Genomic DNA, 19,181 nt, shown 5'->3' on the forward strand with positions numbered 1-19,181 from the left:
CCGACTGATCACGCCCGCCTAATCACGCCCGGCGAGGCGCTGCACCTGCCAGTCGTGCACGTCGACGAGCCACTCCAGCGGCGCGTTCTGACCGACTCGGTCGTCATCGACGGGCACCCCGTCGCGGACGGCCTCGACATACGCGCGGTCCTGGTCGATGCGGGTGCGCAGCTGCGCCGCGTCGCCGACCGATCCGTGGCCGGGGATGACGGCGTCCGCTTCGCCGGCGACGTCGTCGAACAGCCGCAGGGCGGCGAGGTAGTCGGCGATCGGATGCTCCGCCTGCAGGTCGAGGAAGGGCATCAGCGTGTCCGACAGCATGTCGCCCGCCACGAGCACCCGACTCTCCTCGATGAGCAGCGCCGCGTGGCCGGGGGCGTGGGCGCGGTGCTCGATGATCCGCACCGTCGGTCCGTCCCACGGCACCTCCGTCGTGCCCGTCGGCAGCGCGGTGATCTCCCCCAGCAGCTCCATCGGGATCTCGTCGGCGTGCTCCGGAGGAAGCCCTTCGGCCACTTCGGCGACCCAGTCGGGGTGGGTGAGCACCTCGCGGATGGATGCCGCGCACGCGGCGGTGCCGTAGCGCGGAGCGGCCCCGAAGTCGGTGTGCCACAGCACGTGATCCCAGTCCGGATGCGTCGAGAACCCGGCCACGACGCGCAGCCCGATCTGCCGGAGGTCGCCTGCGAGGTGCGCCATCTCGTCGCGCGTGATGCCGGGATCGATGAGCAGCACCCCGGCCGCACCCACCACGACGGTCGTGTTGCTCTGGATGAACTCGCTCTCGTGAACGAGCACGCCATCGGCGATCCGTGTCAGCATCTGCACGCCCTTCGTCTGCCCGGCCTCACCATAGTTCGGCGCGGAAGAGCGGGCCAGGGGGCGCGGCAGAATGGAGGCATGACCCGCGCGCAGACCGTCCGTGACCGCATCGTGGACGAGGTCGCGGCATCCGGATTCGGCGCACACGGGCTCCATGTGCTCGTCGGCGACGACACCGCGGCGCACCGCTGGGCGCCCGACGTGCGCGAAGACATCCACTCGGCGGCGAAGGGCATCTGCGTCATCGCGGCCGGCATCGCGGCAGACGAGGGGATGCTGTCGTTCGACGAGCCGATCGCAGACGCCTTCCCGGGTGTCGCCCTCGGCGACGGGGTCGACCAGATCACGCTCCGCCAGCTGCTGAGCATGTCGAGCGGAATCGACCTGCCGTGGTCGGAGACGATGATGACCGACTGGCCCGACCTCGCGGTCGAGTTCCTCGGGCGACCCTCCCGCGGGCGCGTGTTCCAGTACTCGAGCGCGAGCACCTACGTCGCGATGCGCGTGCTCGCAGATCGCGTCGGCGACGTGGTCGACTACCTCGCTCCCCGGCTGTTCGATCCGCTCGGCATCTCCGACGTCGTGTGGGCGCGCTGCCCGAACGGCTACATCGAGGCGGGCGGAGGCCTGGCACTGCGAACCGATGAGCTCGCCCGAATCGGCCGGCTCATCCGCGACCGCGGCCGGTGGCAGGGCGAGCAGCTGGTGTCGGCCGGATGGGTCGATGCGATGAGCTCCGACTGGGTGGTCGCCGGCGAGAACCCCGACTACGACCGCTACGCCCTCGCGGGGTGGGGTGGCCCGGGCTCGGCGTGGCGGCTGCACGGCGCCTACGGCCAGATGCTGATCTTCTCGGGCGACGCGGTGGTCACCGTCACCGCCGCCGATCATCTCGGTGCCGACGCGCTGGCGGCATCCGTCGTCGAGACCCTCGATTCCTGAGACCGACGGGCTTCACGCCGCCGGCGATCAGAGCCAGCGGCGCACCCGCGCGCAGTAGTCGGCGTACTCGTGGGGAGATGACCCCGATGCGCCGCACACGCGCGGCTCCTATGATGTCGCCGTGGACGCGCACCGGGCGGACGTCGTGCAAGACATCCGTTTCGCGCGCTCTGCAGACGGCGTCGGCATCGCCTACGCGGTCCACGGATCGGGCCCGCCGCTGCTGATCGACGCGTGCTGGCTGAGCCACCTGCAGTTCGACTGGGAGAGCCCCGTCTGGCGCCACTACCTCGTCGAGCTGGGCAAGATCGCGACCGTCATCCGCTACGACGAGCGCGGGCACGGCCTGTCCGACCGCAATGTCACCGACCACAGCCTTCCGGCGCGCGTGGCCGATCTCGAGGCGGTCGTGGAGGATGCCGGTCTCGACCGGTTCGCCCTCCTGGCCATGGCCCAGGGCGGCCCGGTCGCGATCGAGTACGCGGCGCGTCATCCGGAGCGTCTCACCCGGCTCGTCTTCTACGGCAGCTACTCGGGCGCGCAGGCGGCGGCGACGCCCGAGGAGCTCGAACTGCTCGCGGCGTTCGAGGCGCTGATCAAAGTGGGCTGGGCGAGACCGACGTCGGAGTTTCGTCGCGTGTTCAGCAGCATGATGATCCCCGGCGGCACCGAAGAGCAGATGCGCTGGCTCGACGACCTGCAGCAGCGCGCATGCGACACCGAGACCGCCGTCATCTCGCGCACGCAGCGCCAGGTCGAGGACTCGACCTGGCGCTTGGGGGAACTGGACCTTCCGACCCTCGTCATCCACAGCCGTGGCGATCAGATGAACGAGTTCCACCACGCCCGGCACCTGGCAGCCGGCATCCGCGGGGCGCGCCTCGTGGGTCTCGACAGCAACAACCACATCGTGCTCGCCGATGAGCCCGCCTGGCCGGCGTTCGTCAGAGAGATCGCCGAATTCATCGAGCCCGACAGGCAGATCCCGATCGAGGCTGCCGACGACGACGTCGCCGCCCTCATCTCGCCGCGGGAACTCGACATCCTGCGGCTCGCCGCGACCGGCTACGACAACGACGCCATCGCCGCCGAGCTCTTCCTCTCGGTGCGCACGGTCGAGCGCCATCTGCAGAACTTGTACGCCAAGCTCGGGCTGAGCGGGCGGACCGCTCGCACCGCCGCCGTCGCGCGACTGCTGTCCAGCGCACCGAGCGCGTAGAGCGCGTACGCGTCAGCCGCCACGAGACCGCGGCGCGGAAGCCGGCGTTACGCGTCGGCGCCGATGCCACCCCGTGTGCGTGATTCCTACCTTGGGTGCATCAACCGAGAAAGAGGGATCAGATGTCATCCTTTTCCAGCACCACCGCCACCATCACCGCCACCGATGAGGACCGCGCACTCAAGGCGAAGCACGCCGCGATGTGGGCGGCCGGCGACTACCCCGCCGTCGCCGACGAGGTCGTCCATCCGCTCGGCGGCATCCTCGTCGAAGCGCTCGACGTGCAGCCCGGCCGACGCGTCCTCGACGTCGCCGCCGGCACCGGCACATCGGCGATCCCCTCCGCACGGCGCGGCGCCGACGTCGTCGCCACCGATCTCACCCCCGAGCTCCTCGAGGTCGGACGCGCGAAGGCTGCAGCCGAAGGCCTCGAGCTCACCTGGCAGACCGCCGACGCAGAGGCCCTGCCGTTCGCCGACGCCGAGTTCGATGTCGTCATGTCGAGCATCGGCGTGATGTTCGCCCCGCACCACCGGCTGGCAGCCGACGAGCTCCTCCGCGTGTGTCGTCCGGGCGGATCGATCGGGGTCCTCAGCTGGACCCCCGGCGGCTTCATCGGCACGCTGTTCGCGACGATGAAGCCATACGCGCCGGCGGCTCCTCCCGGTGCTTCGCCGGCCCCGCTGTGGGGAAGCGTCGAGCACGTGCGCGACCTGTTCGGCGATCGTGTCGACGAGCTCGTCGCCCATCAGCAGGTGCTGGTGGTCGACAGATTCCCCAACGGGGCGGCGTTCCGCGACTTCTTCAAGGCGACCTACGGCCCCACCATCGCGGTCTACCGCCACATCGGCGACGACCCCGACCAGGTCGCCGCACTCGACGCAGACCTCGCCGCGCTCGGCGACCGGTACCTCGACGGCGGCGCGATGTCGTGGGAGTACCTGCTCGTCACCGCGAAACGTCGCGAGGAGAGGTCATGATCCTGGCGATCGCCGTCCTGGCCCTCGGCCTCGCCGGCGGAGTCTGCGCCGTCGTCGCGGTCGTCCGGGACTCGCGGAGTCCGCTGCCCACGCTCCGAAGCTACGACACCCGGCATCCACTGCCGTGACGACGCCCGTCGGCGCCCCGCGCCCGTTCAGTCGGCGAGCGCGGGGCTCGGCTCGGTCGCATCCCGGGTGCGCAGGGTGCGGCGGCGCGCGAGCAGCAGCGATCCGACGACGCCGACGACGAGCGCCACGATCAGGGGCGGGATCACGAGCTCGGGCATCGTGAGGGCCATGAGGAACACCTGCACGCCGTACTCGGCCATCTCGGCCGGGTACGGCGCGAGCACGCGGGTGCCCGCCGCCGCAGACACCGCGGTGAAGAACGCGGGGCCGATCCACAGCGCGAGCAGGCTCACGACCGCGGCGATGACCCGGCCGATCGAGCGGAAGCCGCACCAGGCGATCGCGCAGCCGACCAGCACCGCAGGCATCCAGCGCAGGATCGTCAGGAGCACCTGCGTCAGCTCGTTCGGACCGTAGGTCATCACGTCGCGGAGGGCCACTCCGACCCACCCTGCCGAGACGATCGCGCTCATCGACAGGGCGATCGTGGCACCCGGAACCGGCGCGCGGGCGATGAGCAGCACCACGAGCAGGCTGACCAGGAGCGACACCACGATGACGGCGATGACCGCGCCGGCGTAGACCGCGGTGCGCGTCGACTCCTCGAGCATCCCGATCGTCACGACCGACGACTGCACCGCGGCGAGCAGCTGGCCGACCATCAGCCCGCCGACGAGCAGGGTCGTGCCGAAGCGGGGGCGACGATCCGCCAGCGTCCGGCCGGCGATGCCCGCGGCTGCCGCGCCGACGACGAGCAGCGCGACGATCGACGCGAGGAAGTACTGGCTGAAGGGCAGCAGCGCGAACGGGGTGTCGGTGGTCGTCTGGTCGGCGGCGAGGTTCTGCAGCGGCAGTCGAGCACCGGTCACGAGCCACGGCAGCAGTCCCACGACCGCACCGCCCAGGCCGATGAGGAACCATGCGTAGCCGGGCAGCGGGGTACGGGCGTCGGTGCTCATCGGGGCAGACTACCGAAGCAGCGCGTCAGCGGCTCAGCGCCTCGGCGAACATCACGAGGATGCCGCTCGGCCCACGCACGTACGTGAGCTTGTAGGCATCCTCGTACTGCGCGACACCGCGGAGCGGGAAGCATCCGTGCTTCGCCGCGATGGCGAGAGCGGCGTCGATGTCGTCCACCGAGAACGCCACCCGGTGCATGCCGATCTCGTTCGGGAGCGTGGGGTCGGTCTCGATCGCGTCGGGGTGGATGTATTCGAAGAGCTCGAGCAGGCCGTGCCCGTCGGGCGTCTGCAGCATCGCGATGTTCGCGTGGTTGCCGTCGAGCCCGACGGCGGTGTCGGTCCATTCGCCGCTGACCGTGTCGCGGCCGACGACCGTGAGGCCGAGGTCGGTGAAGAAGGCGATCGTCGCCTCGAGGTCGCGGACCGCGATGCCGACGTTCTCGAGTTTGATGGGCATACGCGGCATGCTAGCGACCCGATGCGCGTGGAGACACCTCCCAGGCGGCCGCGGTACGGTGGACGGGATAGGCGATCTTCTCAATCGTCTCGCCCCGGCCGTGTGGTAACGGTCGGGGCTTCTTCTTTGCCCGGGTGCGGCTTGTCGTCATGGGTACGCTCGGGGGATGAGCAGCATCCGTGTCTCGCATCGCCGGGCTGTCGTCGTCGCCGCGGTCGGAACCGTGCTCGTCTGCGCCTATGCCGCCCTCGCGCTGACGCAGATCTTCTGGCTGAACCCTCTGGCCGCGGTGCCCGGCGCAAGCCTCGAGCAGATCCACGCCGACATGGCGGCCGCCGGCGAGAACCTCAGCCCGGGCGTCGCCGTCACCGTCGTGGCCATCGGCCCACTGCTCGCCATCGGCGTGCTGGTGGCGGCGATCTTCGTCAGCACGTCGACGCCGCGCGCCATCGGGGTGGCCTACCTGCTCCTCCTCATGCTCGGCGCGCCCGGATACTTCGCGGCATCGTTCGGTGCCGGCATGGGCCTCGCCGACACCTACGGGATCAGTGGGGCGGACTACTCACCGTGGGCGATCCCGCTGTACTTCACGAGCGCGCTCGCCTTCGTGGGACTCATCGGCATCGGCCTCGCGAGCGCTGTGCAGGGAGCATCCGGCCGGCGTGTGTCGCCCGCCTGACCCCTGCGATCTCGCGCCCGATCCAGCCGACCGCCGCCTGAACCGCCCGGCACCGGTCTACTCGGCGGCGAGACCGTCTTGCCAGCGCCGCTTCTCGCGCGTGAGGAGCAGGGCGAAGATCCCCCACAGCCCGAGGTCGTCTGCATAGCCGAGTGGGCCGAAGACGAGCTCGGGGATCAGGTCGATCGGGACGACCGTGTAGACGACCGCCGAGATCGCGACGACCCACGTCATCGGCGCGACCCGGTGCTCCCGGTCTTTGACCGCCTTGAGGAACCTCCACCACATGCGTCCAGTGTGCGGCACCGGCATCGGGTCGCGGCGGTCATCGGGTCACGACTGCGCATCAGTACAGTTGGCGCATTCGGCGCGATCCGATCGTGGGCGCCGGCGAAGACGCAGAGAGACGGGGATGCTGTGGCTGATGCACAGGCAGGCTGGTACGACGACGGAACCGGCACGATGCGGTGGTGGGACGGCCAGAAGTGGACCGACGACCTGCAGCCGCCGGCACCGAAGGCGCCGGGGATCGACGGCATGATCGCTCGGGCGCAGGCGGACGCCGTCGCCGGCGCCCAGCCGCGACCCGCCCCAGCGGGCATGAGCTACGTCGTTCTGCAGGTCGTGCTCAAGGAGAAGTTCTTCGGCTCGGGTTCGGGCAACCTCACCGAACTCGAACGCGCGATCAACCACCAGGCGGCGCTCGGCTACCGCCTCCACACCATCTCGACCGCCTCGTCGGGCACGGGCGGGTTCGGCGGCGGCGACCGCATCCAGGCGACCCTGGTGTTCGAGAAGCTGTAACGGGCAGTGGGCGCCCCTCCCACTACGGTGAGGATGTGCCCTTCGCGCTCGCCCTGACGCTGATACTCGCGCTCCTCGCCGTATTCCAATTGGCCCTCGTCTTCGGCGCTCCGCTCGGTCGCTTCGCCTGGGGTGGGCAGCACCGCGTCTTGCCCGCGCGCCTGCGAGTCGGAAGCGCGGTCGCGATCCTCATCTACGGGTTCATCAGCCTCATCGCCTGGGACCGTGTGGGTGCAGTCGATGTCTTCCCCGAGCCGTTCTCGGACGTCGCGATGTGGGTGGTGTTCGCGTACTTCGCCCTCGGCGTGGTGCTGAACGCGATCTCGCGAAGCAAGCCGGAGCGCTACACGATGGCGCCGGTGTCGCTGGTGCTGGCGGTGCTCTCATTCCTCATCGCCGCGGGTGTGGGGGAACTCGCGATGGCGGTCTGAGCTTTGGAAGCTCGGCGCCCACGGGCAGTCTCGTAACGGGAACCGCCCGCGGGCATCCCTACGGTCGGGCTAATCGGGCCGACCGCGTTAGTGCGAGTCGGGCACGGGGCAAGGGCTATGGGACCCGGGTCGATCACCAATACCGGTGAGCGTTGAACGACGGCCTGCCGGGCGGGGGTTCAGGGTTTCAGGCGGCCCCGGCCGCTTGCTCTCGGATCATCAGCTCGCGTTGCTTTCGCATGACTCCGACGCAGACCGGCAGGTCAGTCGGGCGAGGTCCAGTCACCGATTCGCGTGAAGTCGAACTCGGTGAGTTCCTGCTGACCTTCAGCGATCGAGACGATCTTGCCCTCGGGGTCTTCATAGCGGCCGAGCACGGTGAATTCATAGCGAGCCACGGTGCGTGCCCGGCGCGCTCCGTCATTCTCGATGTTGATGCGGATCCGCGGGCTCGGCAGCACACGGTCGATCGAGATGTCCTTCTCCTCGAGCACCCCGAGGAGACCGGGGTGCGACTTCCAGTCCGTGCGACGCGCTGCGGCCGCGAGGACCTCCGATTTCACGAGAGCGAATGAGCGATCGCCGACCCGATAGGCGGAGAGCCGACCATCCTCGATCATCTGCCGAACGGCCTGGGGGCTGCGACCGAGCAGACGTGCCGCTTCGGCCGCGCCGACGAGCTCCGGCACGGCTGCGGAGCCCTCGCGCAGCTTTGCCTCAGCCTCGCTCATCAGGTCTATGCTGACGACGCTGTCCCACCCGAGCCCGAAGCCGTGCTGCACGGCCAACAGGGCGTGTGTTGCAGCCGCCGCAATGTTCTCCGCGTCGACCACAATCCTCGCTGTCCGATAGCCGCGCTGGCTCACGATCAACGACACATCCTGGCCGGGCAGCCTGTCGATCACCAGACCAACCTCATCAACCGTCAGCTCTCCGCGCCGAGATACTTCCACCACTGCTACGAATTTCATGATCTCCCCTGCGATGTGCGGTGCGACGAGGCTCAGCGCGGGCGACCCGCCCCTGGGCCTCTTCTTCCGACCTTCGGTACCGCAATCCATGCTAGCCCGTATCTTGCGCTAGCGCAAGTAAAGTCGCGCGGTCGGCAGTTCGACAGTGCCCCAGTCGCCCACTCGCCTTCCTTGCCCTCTTCCGAACGAGGACCATCAAACGTGACCGGATTCGCGCTTCGGCCGACCGGCTTGCGTGCTAGCCCCGGCGCCACGAATCGCGGCCTGTAACCACGGGACGGCGATGTCCGCGGCCCAAGCCATTCACACCGTCGCGGAGTCGACAGCGTTCCTAGCTGTGTGGTTGGGTCGAAGCATGACGAGAAGGCCCGACTCCATCGACTACGCCGCGCAATGCACCATCTGCATCGACTACGAGGAGTCGGGCGTTGCGAATCGGATCGTCTACGAACGTCCGCAGATGCAGCTGCCAGAACGCCCGCTGACCGCGTTCGAGCGCATGAAGCTCTCGCAGTATCCGGACGATGAGGCGCTGACGATAGAGGCGAAAGCCATCTTTGCGGACATGCGGAGAACCGGCCGTATCAGTCAGTCCGCGACGCTGGGGTCGATCTTCATCGCGCGCACCTCTGCGGCGGCGGTGGAGATGAACCTGTAGCCGACTTCTCTCGCCTAGGGACACCACACCCAGCCACCGCCAAGTGAGCTCGCTTGACGACCGGGTTGCGGGCGGAATCGGAACGTCGATGATGCTGTGGGCTATTGGCGGGCGAGGTCTCGGCGGCGGAATCCAGCGAATCCGATCACGAGGAACAGGATGGTGACGAGGCTGATCCAGAGCAGCCCCCACCAGTCCGCGTTGGGATCGGTCACGTTGGGGACATGCCAGAACGGGCTGATCGCGAGCACCCAGTCCCACAGGTTGAACGTGGGACCGAGGATCGTGAGGCCGAAGGACAGGAGGACCCCGATCCAGGCTGCGAGTGATACCTGAGGGCGTGCACCGACCACGGCGACAGCGAGTGCGATGACGGTCCATACCGCCGGTACGGTCGCTGTGGCCTGCAACAGCACGTCGCTGAAGGTGACACCGATGTCCGCGGTGCCAGCGAGCCAACCGATCAGGGTTCCAGCGATGAGCATGTAGATGGCGGGTGCGCCCAAGGCGACAAGCACATTGCTGAGGAAGTAGCGGGGTCGCGTTGTCGCGGTCGCGATCAGTGGCTCGAGACGGTCTTCCATCTCCTCTGAACGGACCTTGAGCATCGTCTGCACACCGGGTATCGAGGCGAGGATGCCGACCATGCTGAGGATGGTGACCAGGAACGCGCTGACGAGGTCGTCGGGGCTCGCGGCTCCTGCTGCGAGGATCTGCTGGATGGCCGGGTCAGACCCGAAGATGTCGTTGACCGAGGTCGCGAGGTAGCCGAACACGAACCCGAGTGCGACGAACGCGACCGCCCAGCTGAAGAACGGTCCTCGGTTGGTCCGAAGGGCGAGTCGCCAAGTGGACCGGGTTTTGCCGCTGGCGGGCCCGGGGCGAGGATCGATAGCGCCGGCGCCGAACTCGCGGCGGGACTGCAGGATGAACGCAATCGCGAGAAGGACGACGGTAAGGGCTACGGCCAGCAGGAGTGGCCACCAGTTGTTGTCGACGGCCGGTTTCGTCTCTGTCATCCAGCCGAGCGGGTTGATCCAGATCACCCAGTCCGGCGTATCCAGTGCGTAGCTCACCCCGCGGCCGATGAACAACACTCCGAGGGTGGCGACAGCGAGCGAGTTCGCGGTGCGAGCGTCCGAGCCGAGCTGCGCGGTCACAGCGGCGACGCCGGTGAACATCCAGGCGGTCGCGGCCATTGTCGCTGCAAGCAGCATGGTGGCGTTCCATCCGCCCCCGAGTAGCACTGTCACCAGCCCGGTGAGGAGGCCGAGCACGATCGCGAACACCAAGCACATCCATACGGCCGCCAAGAGACGTGATGCGCGGCCCATGACTCCAGAGGCGAGGAGCTCGGCCTGTCCGGAGTCTTCCTGCGCGCGAGTGGCGCGGGTGATGGCGAAGATCACGCCGAGCGCCGCGATCAACCCGCCGAGCGCGAGCGATCGCCACGCGTTGAAGCCGTCGGTGGTCGACAGGTCGAATGCGGGGCCGAAGATGATCGCCATCGCCGGGTTCGCGCCGACCGCGCCTGCGAAGGCCTGCTTGTCCTGGTCCGACGGGAAGATCAGCGGGTACAGCATGGATGACGCCGATAGCAGTGTGGTCAACAACGCCCAAGGCGCCAGCATCCGTCCGTCGTAGCGGACGTTCGCGCGCAGCAACTGCGGGCTGCCGGCGATTGCGGGTGCCGCCATCATGACGCCTTCTGATCGGCAGCGGACGGCTCGTACAGACGGAGGAACAGCGATTCCAGCGACGGCGGCTCTACCGTCAACGCGGTGATCCCCAACGGGGTCAATCTCGCCATCGCATCGCCCACGTGCCCGGCGTCGACTGTCGCAGAGAGCCTCGCGCCATCGATGTGGACGTCCTTCAGCCCTGACAGTGCCGATTCGGCAATCGGGCCGCTGAACGTCGCGTGAATCGTGGTGCGAGCACCCTTCTGCAGGTCGGTGAGGGTGCCGGTCTCCACGATTCGGCCGTCCCTGATGATGGAAAGTCGATCTGCGAGGGTTTCCACCTCGGTGAGGATGTGGCTGGAGAGCAGCACGCTCGTCCCTCGCGCCTTGGCCTCACCGATGACGTCCTGGAAGACGCTCTCCATGAGCGGGTCCAGGCCGCTGGTCGGTTCATCCAGGATCAGCAGTTCGACGTCGGACGCGAGCGCGGCGACGATTGCGACCTTCTGCCGGTTGCCCTTTGAGTACTGCCGGCCACGCTTGGTGGGGTCGAGTTCGAACCGGTCGAGCAGATCCTTCCGGCGCGCTTCGTCCAGCCCGCCGCGGAGGGAACCGAGCAGATCGATCGCCTCACCGCCGGTCATTCCGGGCCAGAGCGAAACGTCGCCGGGGACGTATGCGAGCCGGCGGTGCAGCGCGACGACGTCTTTCCATGGGTCCTGCCCGAGCACGGTCGCGGTACCGCCATCGCCGCGGAGCAGCCCGAGCAGGACGCGGATCGTGGTGGACTTCCCGGCACCGTTCGGGCCGAGGAAGCCATGAACCTGTCCCTGCTCGACGGTCAGGTCGACGCCCTTCAGTGCTTGAAACCGACCGTATGACTTCGTCAGCTGCTCGATCTTGATCACCGGGTCATTCGCGCCCATCGGCGTCCTCCTTGTTCCCATGCGGTGGTTTCGCGGCCAGCCTAGAGCGAAGTCCACAATTGGGGACATAGGTGCCGTGTGTGTTGTTCTGGTGCGTCGGCGTTCCGTCACGCGTGGTGGACGAGCATCGACTGAATGTGTTCAGGTGTAAGTCGTAGACAGCGGACCTCACTTGGCGATGCGGTCGGCCGTGAAGGGAAGCGGCGTGATGCCGGCGTGGGCGAGGCGTCGCTCACGGTCGAAGCGACCCATCTCGTCACGGGTGAAGGGGTATCGTCCGGTCTTGTCCTGCAAGATGCCGTAGGTCAACGCGAAGCCGAAGAACCCGATCATGAAGATGCCGTAGAGGACGACGAAGAGCCACTGCCACCCATCAACGCGACCTTCCCCGTATGCGACGATCAGATACCAGATGGCCAGGGGGACCCAACCAACGACCACGGTGAAACATCCCGGGTTGTAGAAGGTCTTGAGCTTGATGTTCGTCTGCACCACGTGCACGACGAATTGACCGACCGCGCCGAACAGCACTGGCACTAGGCCGAGCCAGATCACATCTGGGAAGAAGACCGGCACCAGGTATGGCACCCACATCGCCACATTGCCGAGGGACGCGCTGTTGGCGTTGAGGGGGTAGCTGTCGGCAGGGCCGCCCTTGGGCTGGCTCACCTCGTTCAGGATCCACGGTTCCCCGCCCGGGAGCCGGTACTCCTCGAACTGGTGCAGCAACAGTGTGGCGAAGTTCAGCAGCAGGATCAGCTGCAGTCCCTTGAATCCCACGATCGCGCCGACGACGAGGGCTGCGATCCCGACGACGAGACCCAGGTCATACCAATGAGTGCGGAACCAGCGCATGGAGTTCTCCAAACCTGAGCGGAATAGGCCAAACAAGAGATATGTCTTCGAGCGTAGATATCCACAAATGTGGATGTCAACACGGGGAGATACTATTGCGGAGTGAGCATCGATAAAGGCGGGAAGACCGGTCGCCGCCCAGGCCGGGGATCGACCCGTGACAGCATCGTGCTCGCGGCGAGAGCGCAGTTCGCAGCCAATGGTTTCGAAGGCGCTACGCTGCGTGCGATCGCCGCAGACGCGGGCGTGGACCCCGCCCTCATCCGACACTTCTTCGGCGACAAGGAAGGCCTGTTCGCGGCCACCTTGATCCTGCCCACTGATCGAGTTCGCGCCCTGATCGAGGCATTCGAGGGCGGCCCCACGGGGATCGGCGAGCGGGTGACGCGGCACTACCTCGGTCTGTGGGACGCCGAAGGAAGCCGAGAGACTCTGACAGCATTGGCTCGCACCGCCATCGGACATGACAAGGCCATGGACCGGTTCCGGGACTTCCTCATGTCTACGGTCGGGCGTGAAGCCGCCGCGCTCGTCGATCAGGACCGACCGCAACTTCGCTTGAACCTCGCCATGGCACAACTGCTCGGCATCGCGCTCGCACGCTACGTCGTCAGAACACCACCGATCGTCCAAGCGTCATTCGAGGAAGTCGTCGCCGCCGTCGCACCAACCGTCGACCACTACCTGGTTGGCGGTCTCGGACCAAGCCGCTCAGTTTCGTGACGCGAGAGGTCGCGGAAGCCCACCATCGGTGATGTCTGCGAGGGAACCATGACCGAACGCCCGCTGGGGGATCCGAAACGCACGCTCAGGTCCCATCACCGGGCGTCGCCCGCAGGGGGATCCAAACTCGCGGGCGCGTGACGGGTTTGGTGGCACGCTCGGCGGCATGAACGGAATACAGATTGGCTATGCCAGAGTCTCTACCGCCGATCAGGACCTCACCTCGCAGCGAGGCGGACTGCTGCGACTGGGCGTCCTTGATTCGAACATCTACGTCGATCACGGACTGACCGGCACTAACCGGGCCCGACCCGGACTGCGCGAAGCGCTCGCCGCCGTCCGTGAAGGCGACACGTTCGTCGTCACGAAACTTGATCGGCTCGCCCGGTCAGTGAAGGACGCCCGCGACATCGCCGACGAACTAACGACGAAGGGCGTCGCGCTCAATCTCGGCGGCAGCAAATACGATCCCACCGACCCAGTCGGGAGGCTGCTGTTCAACGTGCTCGCCATGGTCGCCGAGTTCGAACGCGACCTGATCAGCATTCGCACGAAAGAGGGGATGGCGGTCGCCCGCGCGAAGGGTCACTTGAAAGGCAAACAGCCGCAGCTGTCGATGACGCAGCGCAAGCTCTTGTTCGACGTGCAGGACCGCGCTGAGTACACCCAGACCGAGATCGCCGAGTTGTTCAGCGTCTCCCGCGCCACCGTCTACCGCGAACTGCAGCGTCGGCGCGTAGCGTTCCTCGCTGCGTCCGATGCACACATCTTCTAGACCGACGCGGTCGAGGACCCCGCCGCTTCCCGCGGCGGCCTCGACCGCGAAACCGATCCGATCAGAAACACCCGGATAACAATCCCCCGCACGGCCATGGCGGTCGCAACCTGTGGAGCGTCGAGCCAGATTTCCTTGCGGATCCATCGAGACGGAGGCGTCTCGCGTGATCCTGTCGAACCTCTGTCCTCTTCCGCGCGGTCCTCTTCCGCGTCAGCGAGCTCGAGGTCGGGACGGGGAGAAACGACAGAGCGTCCGGTGTCGTCGTTGCGAGCGGCGCAGGCGTGGTCAACGATCGTCGCCGACGGCAGACCTGAGTCGGAATCTCGGGACGAAGTCCGGGTCGATGATCGCGGGTCTGGTGAGGCTGAAGGCCGAGAGTTCGTGCGGTGTGGATCCGACGGTGAGGAGGTCGGCGATGATCCGACCGACGAGCCCCGCGAACTTGCCTGCGTGCCCCGCGCCGTTGAACACCGCGACGTGAGGACGACCCGGCACGATGTCGAGGACGAAATCCCGATCGGGGGGCATGTCGTAGACGCATGTCTTGGTCGACAGCAGCGGACCGGCCGCCGCGGGGAGGAACTCCGCGAGGAAGCGCCGCAGTCGCACGTGTTCTCCGGCGTCGCCGTCGAAGACGCGCTCGCCACTCGAGATGTAGTGACCGCGCATGTCTCGGGCGATCTTCACGGCTGCCTCGCCGTAGACGGGGAAGCCGTAGTGCACCTCGTCGGCGTGGTGGATCCAGATTGGGAACCGCTCCGGCGCGAAGTCCCGTGGCCTCTCCGGAACGAAGTAGGCGACTTGCTCCTGCGAGAGCGTGAGCGAGAAGTTCAGTCCGAGGTCGGGCATAAGGTCGCCGAGCCATGATGCCGCCGCCACGACGAGGTGGTCGGCGTCGATCGGCCCGTCGGCCGTCGAGACCGTGACGCCTCGCTCGTGGACAGCGACGCCGGTCACCTTCGTCCGGGGCCGGAACTCCGCACCCGCCGCGAGCGCGAGTGCCGTGTGCACCGAAACCGAGCGACGGATGTCGAGGATCCCCCCGTCCTGCTGGAAAAGGCCGATCGTGTCATCCGGGACGTGCCATTGCGGGTAGCGCTCGCGGATGTCGTCGATCGAGAGGTCTTCGTAGGGGATGGATGCGGCATCCATCGCCCGTCGATACTCGTCGACCTCGTCCTCGCCGGCGCTCCCCGCAGCGGCCAGATCGATTCCGCCGGTACGGGTGAACAGGGTGAGGCCAGACTGCTCCTCGACATGGGCCCACGCGGCGTACATCGCGTCGGTGAGCCTCGTGTACTCCGGACGGTGGTACGCGCGGCGGATGATCCTCGAGTGGTCGCCCGACGAGCCAAGCGTGTTCACGAGATCGAACTGCTCGAGCACGAGGACGCGCTCGACTCCTGCCTGGGCCAGCCAGTACGCGGCGGCCGAGCCGATCGCGCCGGCGCCGATCACAATGTGCGAGTATCCCCGTGCCATGCTGCACCACTCCGTCCTGGCGGATATCAGCCGCTCTCGTCGAAGCGGGCCCGGACGCCGACCGTCGCCACGGCTTGGCGACCGTCGAGGGCGTTTGCTGGCATCTCCGTAGGCGCGCTCAATGAGGCGAGAAAGCGTTCGGCTGCGGCATCGACGTCGGCGGATGGGGCCAGCAGTCTTTGCAGCAGAAGCCCTCGCAACACAGAGGTGGCGAGGATGCTCAGCTGCGCCGCATCGGTTGGCGTAGATCCATCGCGAAGAGCGGCCGCTTGGATGAGCTGACGCAGGTCGTCGATGTCGGTGACGAACTCTTCGAAGGCATCGCGCTCGTAGACCGCGAGCCCGACCAGGTGGAAGAACGCCCGGCTTCGATCCTCGTGCGCGCCATCGGCATAGAGGCGCCATAGCGCTCGGCACATGTCGGCGTAGCCGAGGTCCGCGTCCGCGGCCGCGATGACGTCGTTGTCACGACGGCGGGCTTCGGACAGTACCGCGGCGAGGAGGCCCGGTCTCGACCCGAAGTGATACGTCAGGAGGGTATGGTGCACCCCGACGCGCTCGGCGATCTGACGCATCGACAGTTTCGGGCTTGGGCCGCTCTCGCCGAAGTCGTCGAACAGCGCTTGCAGCAGCCGGTCGCGTCCCTCACCTACGGGTGATCGCATGAGACCTCCGTTGACGCCCTCACCAGTGTTGAGTACGTTAGCAGAACGAATTCACCACTGTTGAGGTCGCTGGCGTTATCGGAATTGAGACGAATGACTGCTGTCTGGTTCGTCCACGGCAACATCGCCGACGGGTCAGGGGACAACCCCTTCCCGGCCGATGTCTGCGTGTCGGATGACGTGATCACTCAGATCGGACGCGCACCCGCGGATGCAGCGACCGTCGAACTCGACGGGATGCTGCTGACTCCAGGCCTGATCGACGCCCACGTGCATTTGGGACTCTCCAGTCCGATCCGTGCGCAATTCGGGTTCCAGCTCTCGATCGCAGAGCTCGCCGCCGACATCTTCGCCAATGCGGGTCACGCGCTCGACGCCGGGTTCACGACACTGCGCGATACCGGCGGCATCGACCGCGGAGTCGTCGAGGTCTTGGAGAAGGGCAAGGTGCGCGGGCCGCGCGTCCTCTCATGCGGTCCCGTGCAGTGCCAGACGGGCGGGCACGGCTACTACGGGGCGGCGTGGGAGCCGACCGAGATGTGGGAGTCGCACCACCTCCCCGGGCTCGTCGCGCTGTCGCTCATGTCGGGCAACGCTGACGAGCTGCGGCGCAACGTCCGTGAATCGTTTCGTCGGGGTGCGACGTTCCTCAAGCTGTGCGTCACAGGTGGCGTGGTCGGGGGACACGACCACCTCGGCGACACACAGTTCACGGTCGAAGAGATCGCCGTCGCGGTCGAGGAAGCCCGAGCTCGAGGAACGTACGTCACGGTTCACGCGCACAATAACGCCGGCATCCGCAATGCCGTCCTGGCCGGCGTGCGCTGCATCGAGCACGGCACCGACATCGACGAGCCGACGGCCGAACTCATGTCCGAGCACGACGTAGCGCTCGTGCCCACCTTCGCCGTGATCAACCAACTGATGGATGTCGAGAGCATGGATCTGGATGCCGCGACCCGCGACCGCGTCTCTGGCGTTCGTGAGCGCATGGCCGCGGCACTGAAGACCGCGCGCTCAGCGGGCGTGCGCATCGGGTTGGGCACAGACCTCATCGGACCTCACCAGGAACGCCGCGGCGAGGAGCTTCGCCTGCGCGCCGAGCTGGAGTCGCCCATGCAGGCCCTCGTATCTGCCACCCGGGACAACGCTGACATCCTCGGCATCGGCGATTCCGTCGGGATGATCCGCGTCGGCATGCGGGCGGACCTCGTGGGGTGGCGGAAGGACCCGCTCGAGGACGCATCGGTGTTCGCCGATCCGAACATGGCCGCGCTCGTCGTTAAGGCCGGCCGCATCATGAAGGGAGACGCTCGATGAGCGACATGTTGAACGGCTGCTTGGCAGACACGGACTATTACGAAATCACTGCGAAGTCAGGACACGCCTACGCCGTGTGGGTGACCACTCCGCCCGGCTACGCAGCCTCGGCGGACGCCTTGCCGCTGGTCTACGTCGTGGACGGCAACTTCGCCGTCGGGCTCACCGCGCCTCTCATCGTCACACAGGCCGATCCCTATCTGTCGGTCGCGCCATACATTCAAGTGAGTGTTGGGTATGCGGGCGATGAGGCCGCACAGTGGGCGAGCCTGCGTAACCGTGACCTCGTACCACCGGATGAGCCGGTCGGCGACGACATGATCACGACGCTGACACAGGCTCGGGATGCCGGTGCGATGACGCAAGAGCACATGGACGCCTACCTCGCTCAACTGACCGACACACACGGCGACGTGTTCCTCGACTTCCTCACCCAGGAACTGCACCCGTTTCTGCAAGCGAAGGTACGCGTCAGCGACACCGGGCACGGCCTGTTCGGATACTCCTACGGCGGACTCTTCGCCCTCTACGCGTGGCTTCGGCGAGAGCCACTCTTCTCAACGGTCGGTGCGGGCACGCCCGGTGTCGCGGCTACGAATAGTCAGATCTTCTCGCTGATCGAACGCCTACCCCAACGCGACACCGACAACGCGGGGCCGAGTCTCCACGTCACCCTCAACGAAGCCGAGACGATCGGCGACATCCCGATCTACCGCGGGATCGCGCGGAACGTCTTACTGGTTCTCGAGCAGCTGAACGGGCGTGGCTGGTGGCCCGATATCTCGACCGCGATGATGCACGAGACGCACGTGACCGGGCTTCAGGCATCCTTCCTCAGCTACCTGAAGACGAGTCGCGCCCGCTGACGTTCGCCGCCCGCTGAGGGTGGGTGATGCACGCAATGTTCCTCGTACGCGCAGCGCCCGCAAGGGGATCGCCGAGAGCGTTGGGCGTCGACGTAGGGCCAGGCGCGACGGCGGCTCAGGGGAGGAGCGCGGCGACTTTCTGTGCGGTCTCCTTGGCGGATCCGGGGTTCTGTCCGGTGACGAGTCTGCCGTCGGCGACGGCGTAGGAGACGAACGGGAGCCTGGCCTTCTCGTAGAGCGCGCCGCGGTTCTTCATCTCCTGTTCGGCGTTGTAGGGGACGAGCTTGTCGACCCGGGCGAGGACTTCTTCCTGCCAGGCGAACCCGGTGACGCGTCGCCCGGTGACGAGGTGGGTGCCGTCGGAGAGGGTGGTGTTCAGCAGTCCGCAGTAGCCGTGGCACACCGACGCCACGACGCCGCCGTTCTCCCAGATCTGGCGGGTGAGGCGCTGCAGGCCGGGGCTGTCGGGGAAGTCGTACATCACGGCGTGGCCGCCGGTGAAGAAGATGGCGTCGTAGTCGGAGGGATCGATGTCGTTCGGGTGGGCGGTGGTCTCCAGCAGCGCCATGCGTGCCGGGTCACGGTGCCAGGTCTTGGCGGACTTGTCGTAGTTGGGGAACTTCAGCGACCGAGGCTCCAGCGGCGAAGGTCCGCCCATAGGGCTGACGATGGTCTGCTCGAAGCCGTGCTGTTCGAACACGTCCCACGCGTGGCTGAGCTCGGACAGCCACAGCCCGGTGGGGTGGCGGGAGGGGTCGTCGTAGTGGCCGACGTTGGTGACGACGTGCAGGATGCGGGTCATGCTGACCTCCAGGAGCGAATCGGTGCGA

The 19,181-nt window shown here is 67.1% G+C and carries 23 protein-coding genes; 12 read left to right on the forward strand and 11 right to left on the reverse strand.

The genetic code is table 11. From position 1 onward, the window contains the following. Nucleotides 1-18: 18 nt before the first annotated feature. Nucleotides 19-822 carry an MBL fold metallo-hydrolase gene (locus JOD63_RS13310; RefSeq protein ID WP_045274745.1) on the reverse strand — a complete coding sequence of 268 codons (804 nt, stop codon included), beginning with the start codon at nucleotides 820-822 and terminating at the stop codon, nucleotides 19-21. A gap of 78 nt (nucleotides 823-900) precedes the next feature. Here JOD63_RS13310 and JOD63_RS13315 point away from each other — a divergent pair, with 78 nt between their 5' ends. From JOD63_RS13315 to JOD63_RS18065, 4 genes are all read left to right on the forward strand, one after another. Next, nucleotides 901-1,764: a serine hydrolase domain-containing protein gene (locus tag JOD63_RS13315; protein WP_045274722.1), complete on the forward strand. Its 864-nt coding sequence runs from the start codon at nucleotides 901-903 to the stop codon at nucleotides 1,762-1,764. Between the two features lie 121 nt (nucleotides 1,765-1,885). Continuing rightward, nucleotides 1,886-2,983 (forward strand): alpha/beta fold hydrolase, encoded by a 1,098-nt coding sequence (locus tag JOD63_RS13320; RefSeq protein ID WP_045274721.1) that lies wholly within the window; start codon nucleotides 1,886-1,888, stop codon nucleotides 2,981-2,983. A gap of 122 nt (nucleotides 2,984-3,105) precedes the next feature. After that, a complete protein-coding gene (locus JOD63_RS13325; protein WP_045274720.1) occupies nucleotides 3,106-3,963 on the forward strand; it encodes a class I SAM-dependent methyltransferase in 858 nt (285 codons plus the stop codon). Beyond that, nucleotides 3,960-4,091 (forward strand): hypothetical protein, encoded by a 132-nt coding sequence (locus JOD63_RS18065; protein ID WP_271180715.1) that lies wholly within the window; start codon nucleotides 3,960-3,962, stop codon nucleotides 4,089-4,091. The genes JOD63_RS13325 and JOD63_RS18065 overlap by 4 nt, the downstream gene beginning before the upstream one ends. Nucleotides 4,092-4,118: 27 nt before the next feature. On the opposite strand, the gene JOD63_RS13330 is transcribed toward JOD63_RS18065, so the two are convergent. Further along, nucleotides 4,119-5,051, reverse strand: coding sequence for a hypothetical protein (locus JOD63_RS13330; RefSeq protein WP_045274719.1), 933 nt, complete (start codon nucleotides 5,049-5,051; stop codon nucleotides 4,119-4,121). Between the two features lie 25 nt (nucleotides 5,052-5,076). Then, nucleotides 5,077-5,511, reverse strand: coding sequence for a VOC family protein (locus JOD63_RS13335; protein WP_045274718.1), 435 nt, complete (start codon nucleotides 5,509-5,511; stop codon nucleotides 5,077-5,079). Between the two features lie 166 nt (nucleotides 5,512-5,677). Here JOD63_RS13335 and JOD63_RS13340 point away from each other — a divergent pair, with 166 nt between their 5' ends. Continuing rightward, complete coding sequence (locus JOD63_RS13340; protein WP_045274717.1) at nucleotides 5,678-6,190, forward strand: hypothetical protein; 513 nt, start codon at nucleotides 5,678-5,680, stop codon at nucleotides 6,188-6,190. A 57-nt stretch (nucleotides 6,191-6,247) separates the two neighbouring features. Here the strand turns inward: JOD63_RS13340 and JOD63_RS13345 are convergent, their stop codons facing one another. Further along, a complete protein-coding gene (locus JOD63_RS13345; RefSeq protein ID WP_045274716.1) occupies nucleotides 6,248-6,478 on the reverse strand; it encodes a YkvA family protein in 231 nt (76 codons plus the stop codon). A 129-nt stretch (nucleotides 6,479-6,607) separates the two neighbouring features. Here JOD63_RS13345 and JOD63_RS13350 point away from each other — a divergent pair, with 129 nt between their 5' ends. Both JOD63_RS13350 and JOD63_RS13355 read left to right on the forward strand, forming a co-directional pair. Then, on the forward strand, nucleotides 6,608-6,994 hold the full coding sequence (locus tag JOD63_RS13350; RefSeq protein ID WP_084613384.1) for a DUF2510 domain-containing protein: 387 nt from the start codon (nucleotides 6,608-6,610) through the stop codon (nucleotides 6,992-6,994). 35 nt (nucleotides 6,995-7,029) lie between these two features. Continuing rightward, the gene (locus JOD63_RS13355; protein WP_045274715.1) at nucleotides 7,030-7,425 is read left to right on the forward strand and encodes a hypothetical protein; all 396 of its coding nucleotides are present in this window, start codon (nucleotides 7,030-7,032) and stop codon (nucleotides 7,423-7,425) included. Between the two features lie 263 nt (nucleotides 7,426-7,688). Here JOD63_RS13355 and JOD63_RS13360 read toward each other — a convergent pair whose 3' ends face one another. Beyond that, nucleotides 7,689-8,486 (reverse strand): helix-turn-helix transcriptional regulator, encoded by a 798-nt coding sequence (locus JOD63_RS13360; protein ID WP_211088119.1) that lies wholly within the window; start codon nucleotides 8,484-8,486, stop codon nucleotides 7,689-7,691. A 265-nt stretch (nucleotides 8,487-8,751) separates the two neighbouring features. Here JOD63_RS13360 and JOD63_RS13365 point away from each other — a divergent pair, with 265 nt between their 5' ends. Continuing rightward, nucleotides 8,752-9,054: a hypothetical protein gene (locus JOD63_RS13365; protein ID WP_157003938.1), complete on the forward strand. Its 303-nt coding sequence runs from the start codon at nucleotides 8,752-8,754 to the stop codon at nucleotides 9,052-9,054. 101 nt (nucleotides 9,055-9,155) lie between these two features. Here JOD63_RS13365 and JOD63_RS13370 read toward each other — a convergent pair whose 3' ends face one another. The 3 genes from JOD63_RS13370 to JOD63_RS13380 all read right to left on the reverse strand — a co-directional run bounded on the left by JOD63_RS13370 (nucleotide 9,156) and on the right by JOD63_RS13380 (nucleotide 12,517). Continuing rightward, complete coding sequence (locus tag JOD63_RS13370; RefSeq protein WP_045274712.1) at nucleotides 9,156-10,751, reverse strand: ABC transporter permease; 1,596 nt, start codon at nucleotides 10,749-10,751, stop codon at nucleotides 9,156-9,158. Then, on the reverse strand, nucleotides 10,751-11,662 hold the full coding sequence (locus JOD63_RS13375) for an ABC transporter ATP-binding protein (RefSeq protein WP_084613383.1): 912 nt from the start codon (nucleotides 11,660-11,662) through the stop codon (nucleotides 10,751-10,753). Before JOD63_RS13375 ends, JOD63_RS13370 begins: the two co-directional genes overlap by 1 nt. A gap of 168 nt (nucleotides 11,663-11,830) precedes the next feature. After that, nucleotides 11,831-12,517: an HXXEE domain-containing protein gene (locus JOD63_RS13380; RefSeq protein ID WP_045274710.1), complete on the reverse strand. Its 687-nt coding sequence runs from the start codon at nucleotides 12,515-12,517 to the stop codon at nucleotides 11,831-11,833. Nucleotides 12,518-12,619: 102 nt separating this feature from the next. Between JOD63_RS13380 and JOD63_RS13385 the strand changes: the two genes are divergently transcribed. Both JOD63_RS13385 and JOD63_RS13390 read left to right on the forward strand, forming a co-directional pair. Continuing rightward, nucleotides 12,620-13,240, forward strand: coding sequence for a TetR/AcrR family transcriptional regulator (locus tag JOD63_RS13385; RefSeq protein WP_169748388.1), 621 nt, complete (start codon nucleotides 12,620-12,622; stop codon nucleotides 13,238-13,240). Nucleotides 13,241-13,406: 166 nt separating this feature from the next. After that, nucleotides 13,407-14,015, forward strand: a complete 609-nt coding sequence (locus tag JOD63_RS13390) for a recombinase family protein (protein WP_211088120.1) — start codon at nucleotides 13,407-13,409, stop codon at nucleotides 14,013-14,015. 288 nt (nucleotides 14,016-14,303) lie between these two features. Here the strand turns inward: JOD63_RS13390 and solA are convergent, their stop codons facing one another. Further along, nucleotides 14,304-15,500: an N-methyl-L-tryptophan oxidase gene (solA, locus tag JOD63_RS13395; protein WP_045274709.1), complete on the reverse strand. Its 1,197-nt coding sequence runs from the start codon at nucleotides 15,498-15,500 to the stop codon at nucleotides 14,304-14,306. 26 nt (nucleotides 15,501-15,526) lie between these two features. Continuing rightward, on the reverse strand, nucleotides 15,527-16,165 hold the full coding sequence (locus JOD63_RS13400; protein ID WP_084613381.1) for a TetR/AcrR family transcriptional regulator: 639 nt from the start codon (nucleotides 16,163-16,165) through the stop codon (nucleotides 15,527-15,529). A 93-nt stretch (nucleotides 16,166-16,258) separates the two neighbouring features. Between JOD63_RS13400 and JOD63_RS13405 the strand changes: the two genes are divergently transcribed. Both JOD63_RS13405 and JOD63_RS13410 read left to right on the forward strand, forming a co-directional pair. Continuing rightward, nucleotides 16,259-17,485 carry a metal-dependent hydrolase family protein gene (locus JOD63_RS13405; RefSeq protein WP_045274708.1) on the forward strand — a complete coding sequence of 409 codons (1,227 nt, stop codon included), beginning with the start codon at nucleotides 16,259-16,261 and terminating at the stop codon, nucleotides 17,483-17,485. Continuing rightward, a complete protein-coding gene (locus tag JOD63_RS13410; protein ID WP_045274707.1) occupies nucleotides 17,482-18,351 on the forward strand; it encodes an alpha/beta hydrolase in 870 nt (289 codons plus the stop codon). Before JOD63_RS13405 ends, JOD63_RS13410 begins: the two co-directional genes overlap by 4 nt. Before the next feature lie 115 nt (nucleotides 18,352-18,466). Here JOD63_RS13410 and JOD63_RS13415 read toward each other — a convergent pair whose 3' ends face one another. Beyond that, complete coding sequence (locus JOD63_RS13415) at nucleotides 18,467-19,153, reverse strand: type 1 glutamine amidotransferase domain-containing protein (RefSeq protein ID WP_045274706.1); 687 nt, start codon at nucleotides 19,151-19,153, stop codon at nucleotides 18,467-18,469. Nucleotides 19,154-19,181 lie beyond the last annotated feature (28 nt).

Origin of the sequence: Microbacterium terrae (assembly GCF_017831975.1) — a bacterium.
GTDB classification, from domain to species: domain Bacteria; phylum Actinomycetota; class Actinomycetes; order Actinomycetales; family Microbacteriaceae; genus Microbacterium; species Microbacterium terrae.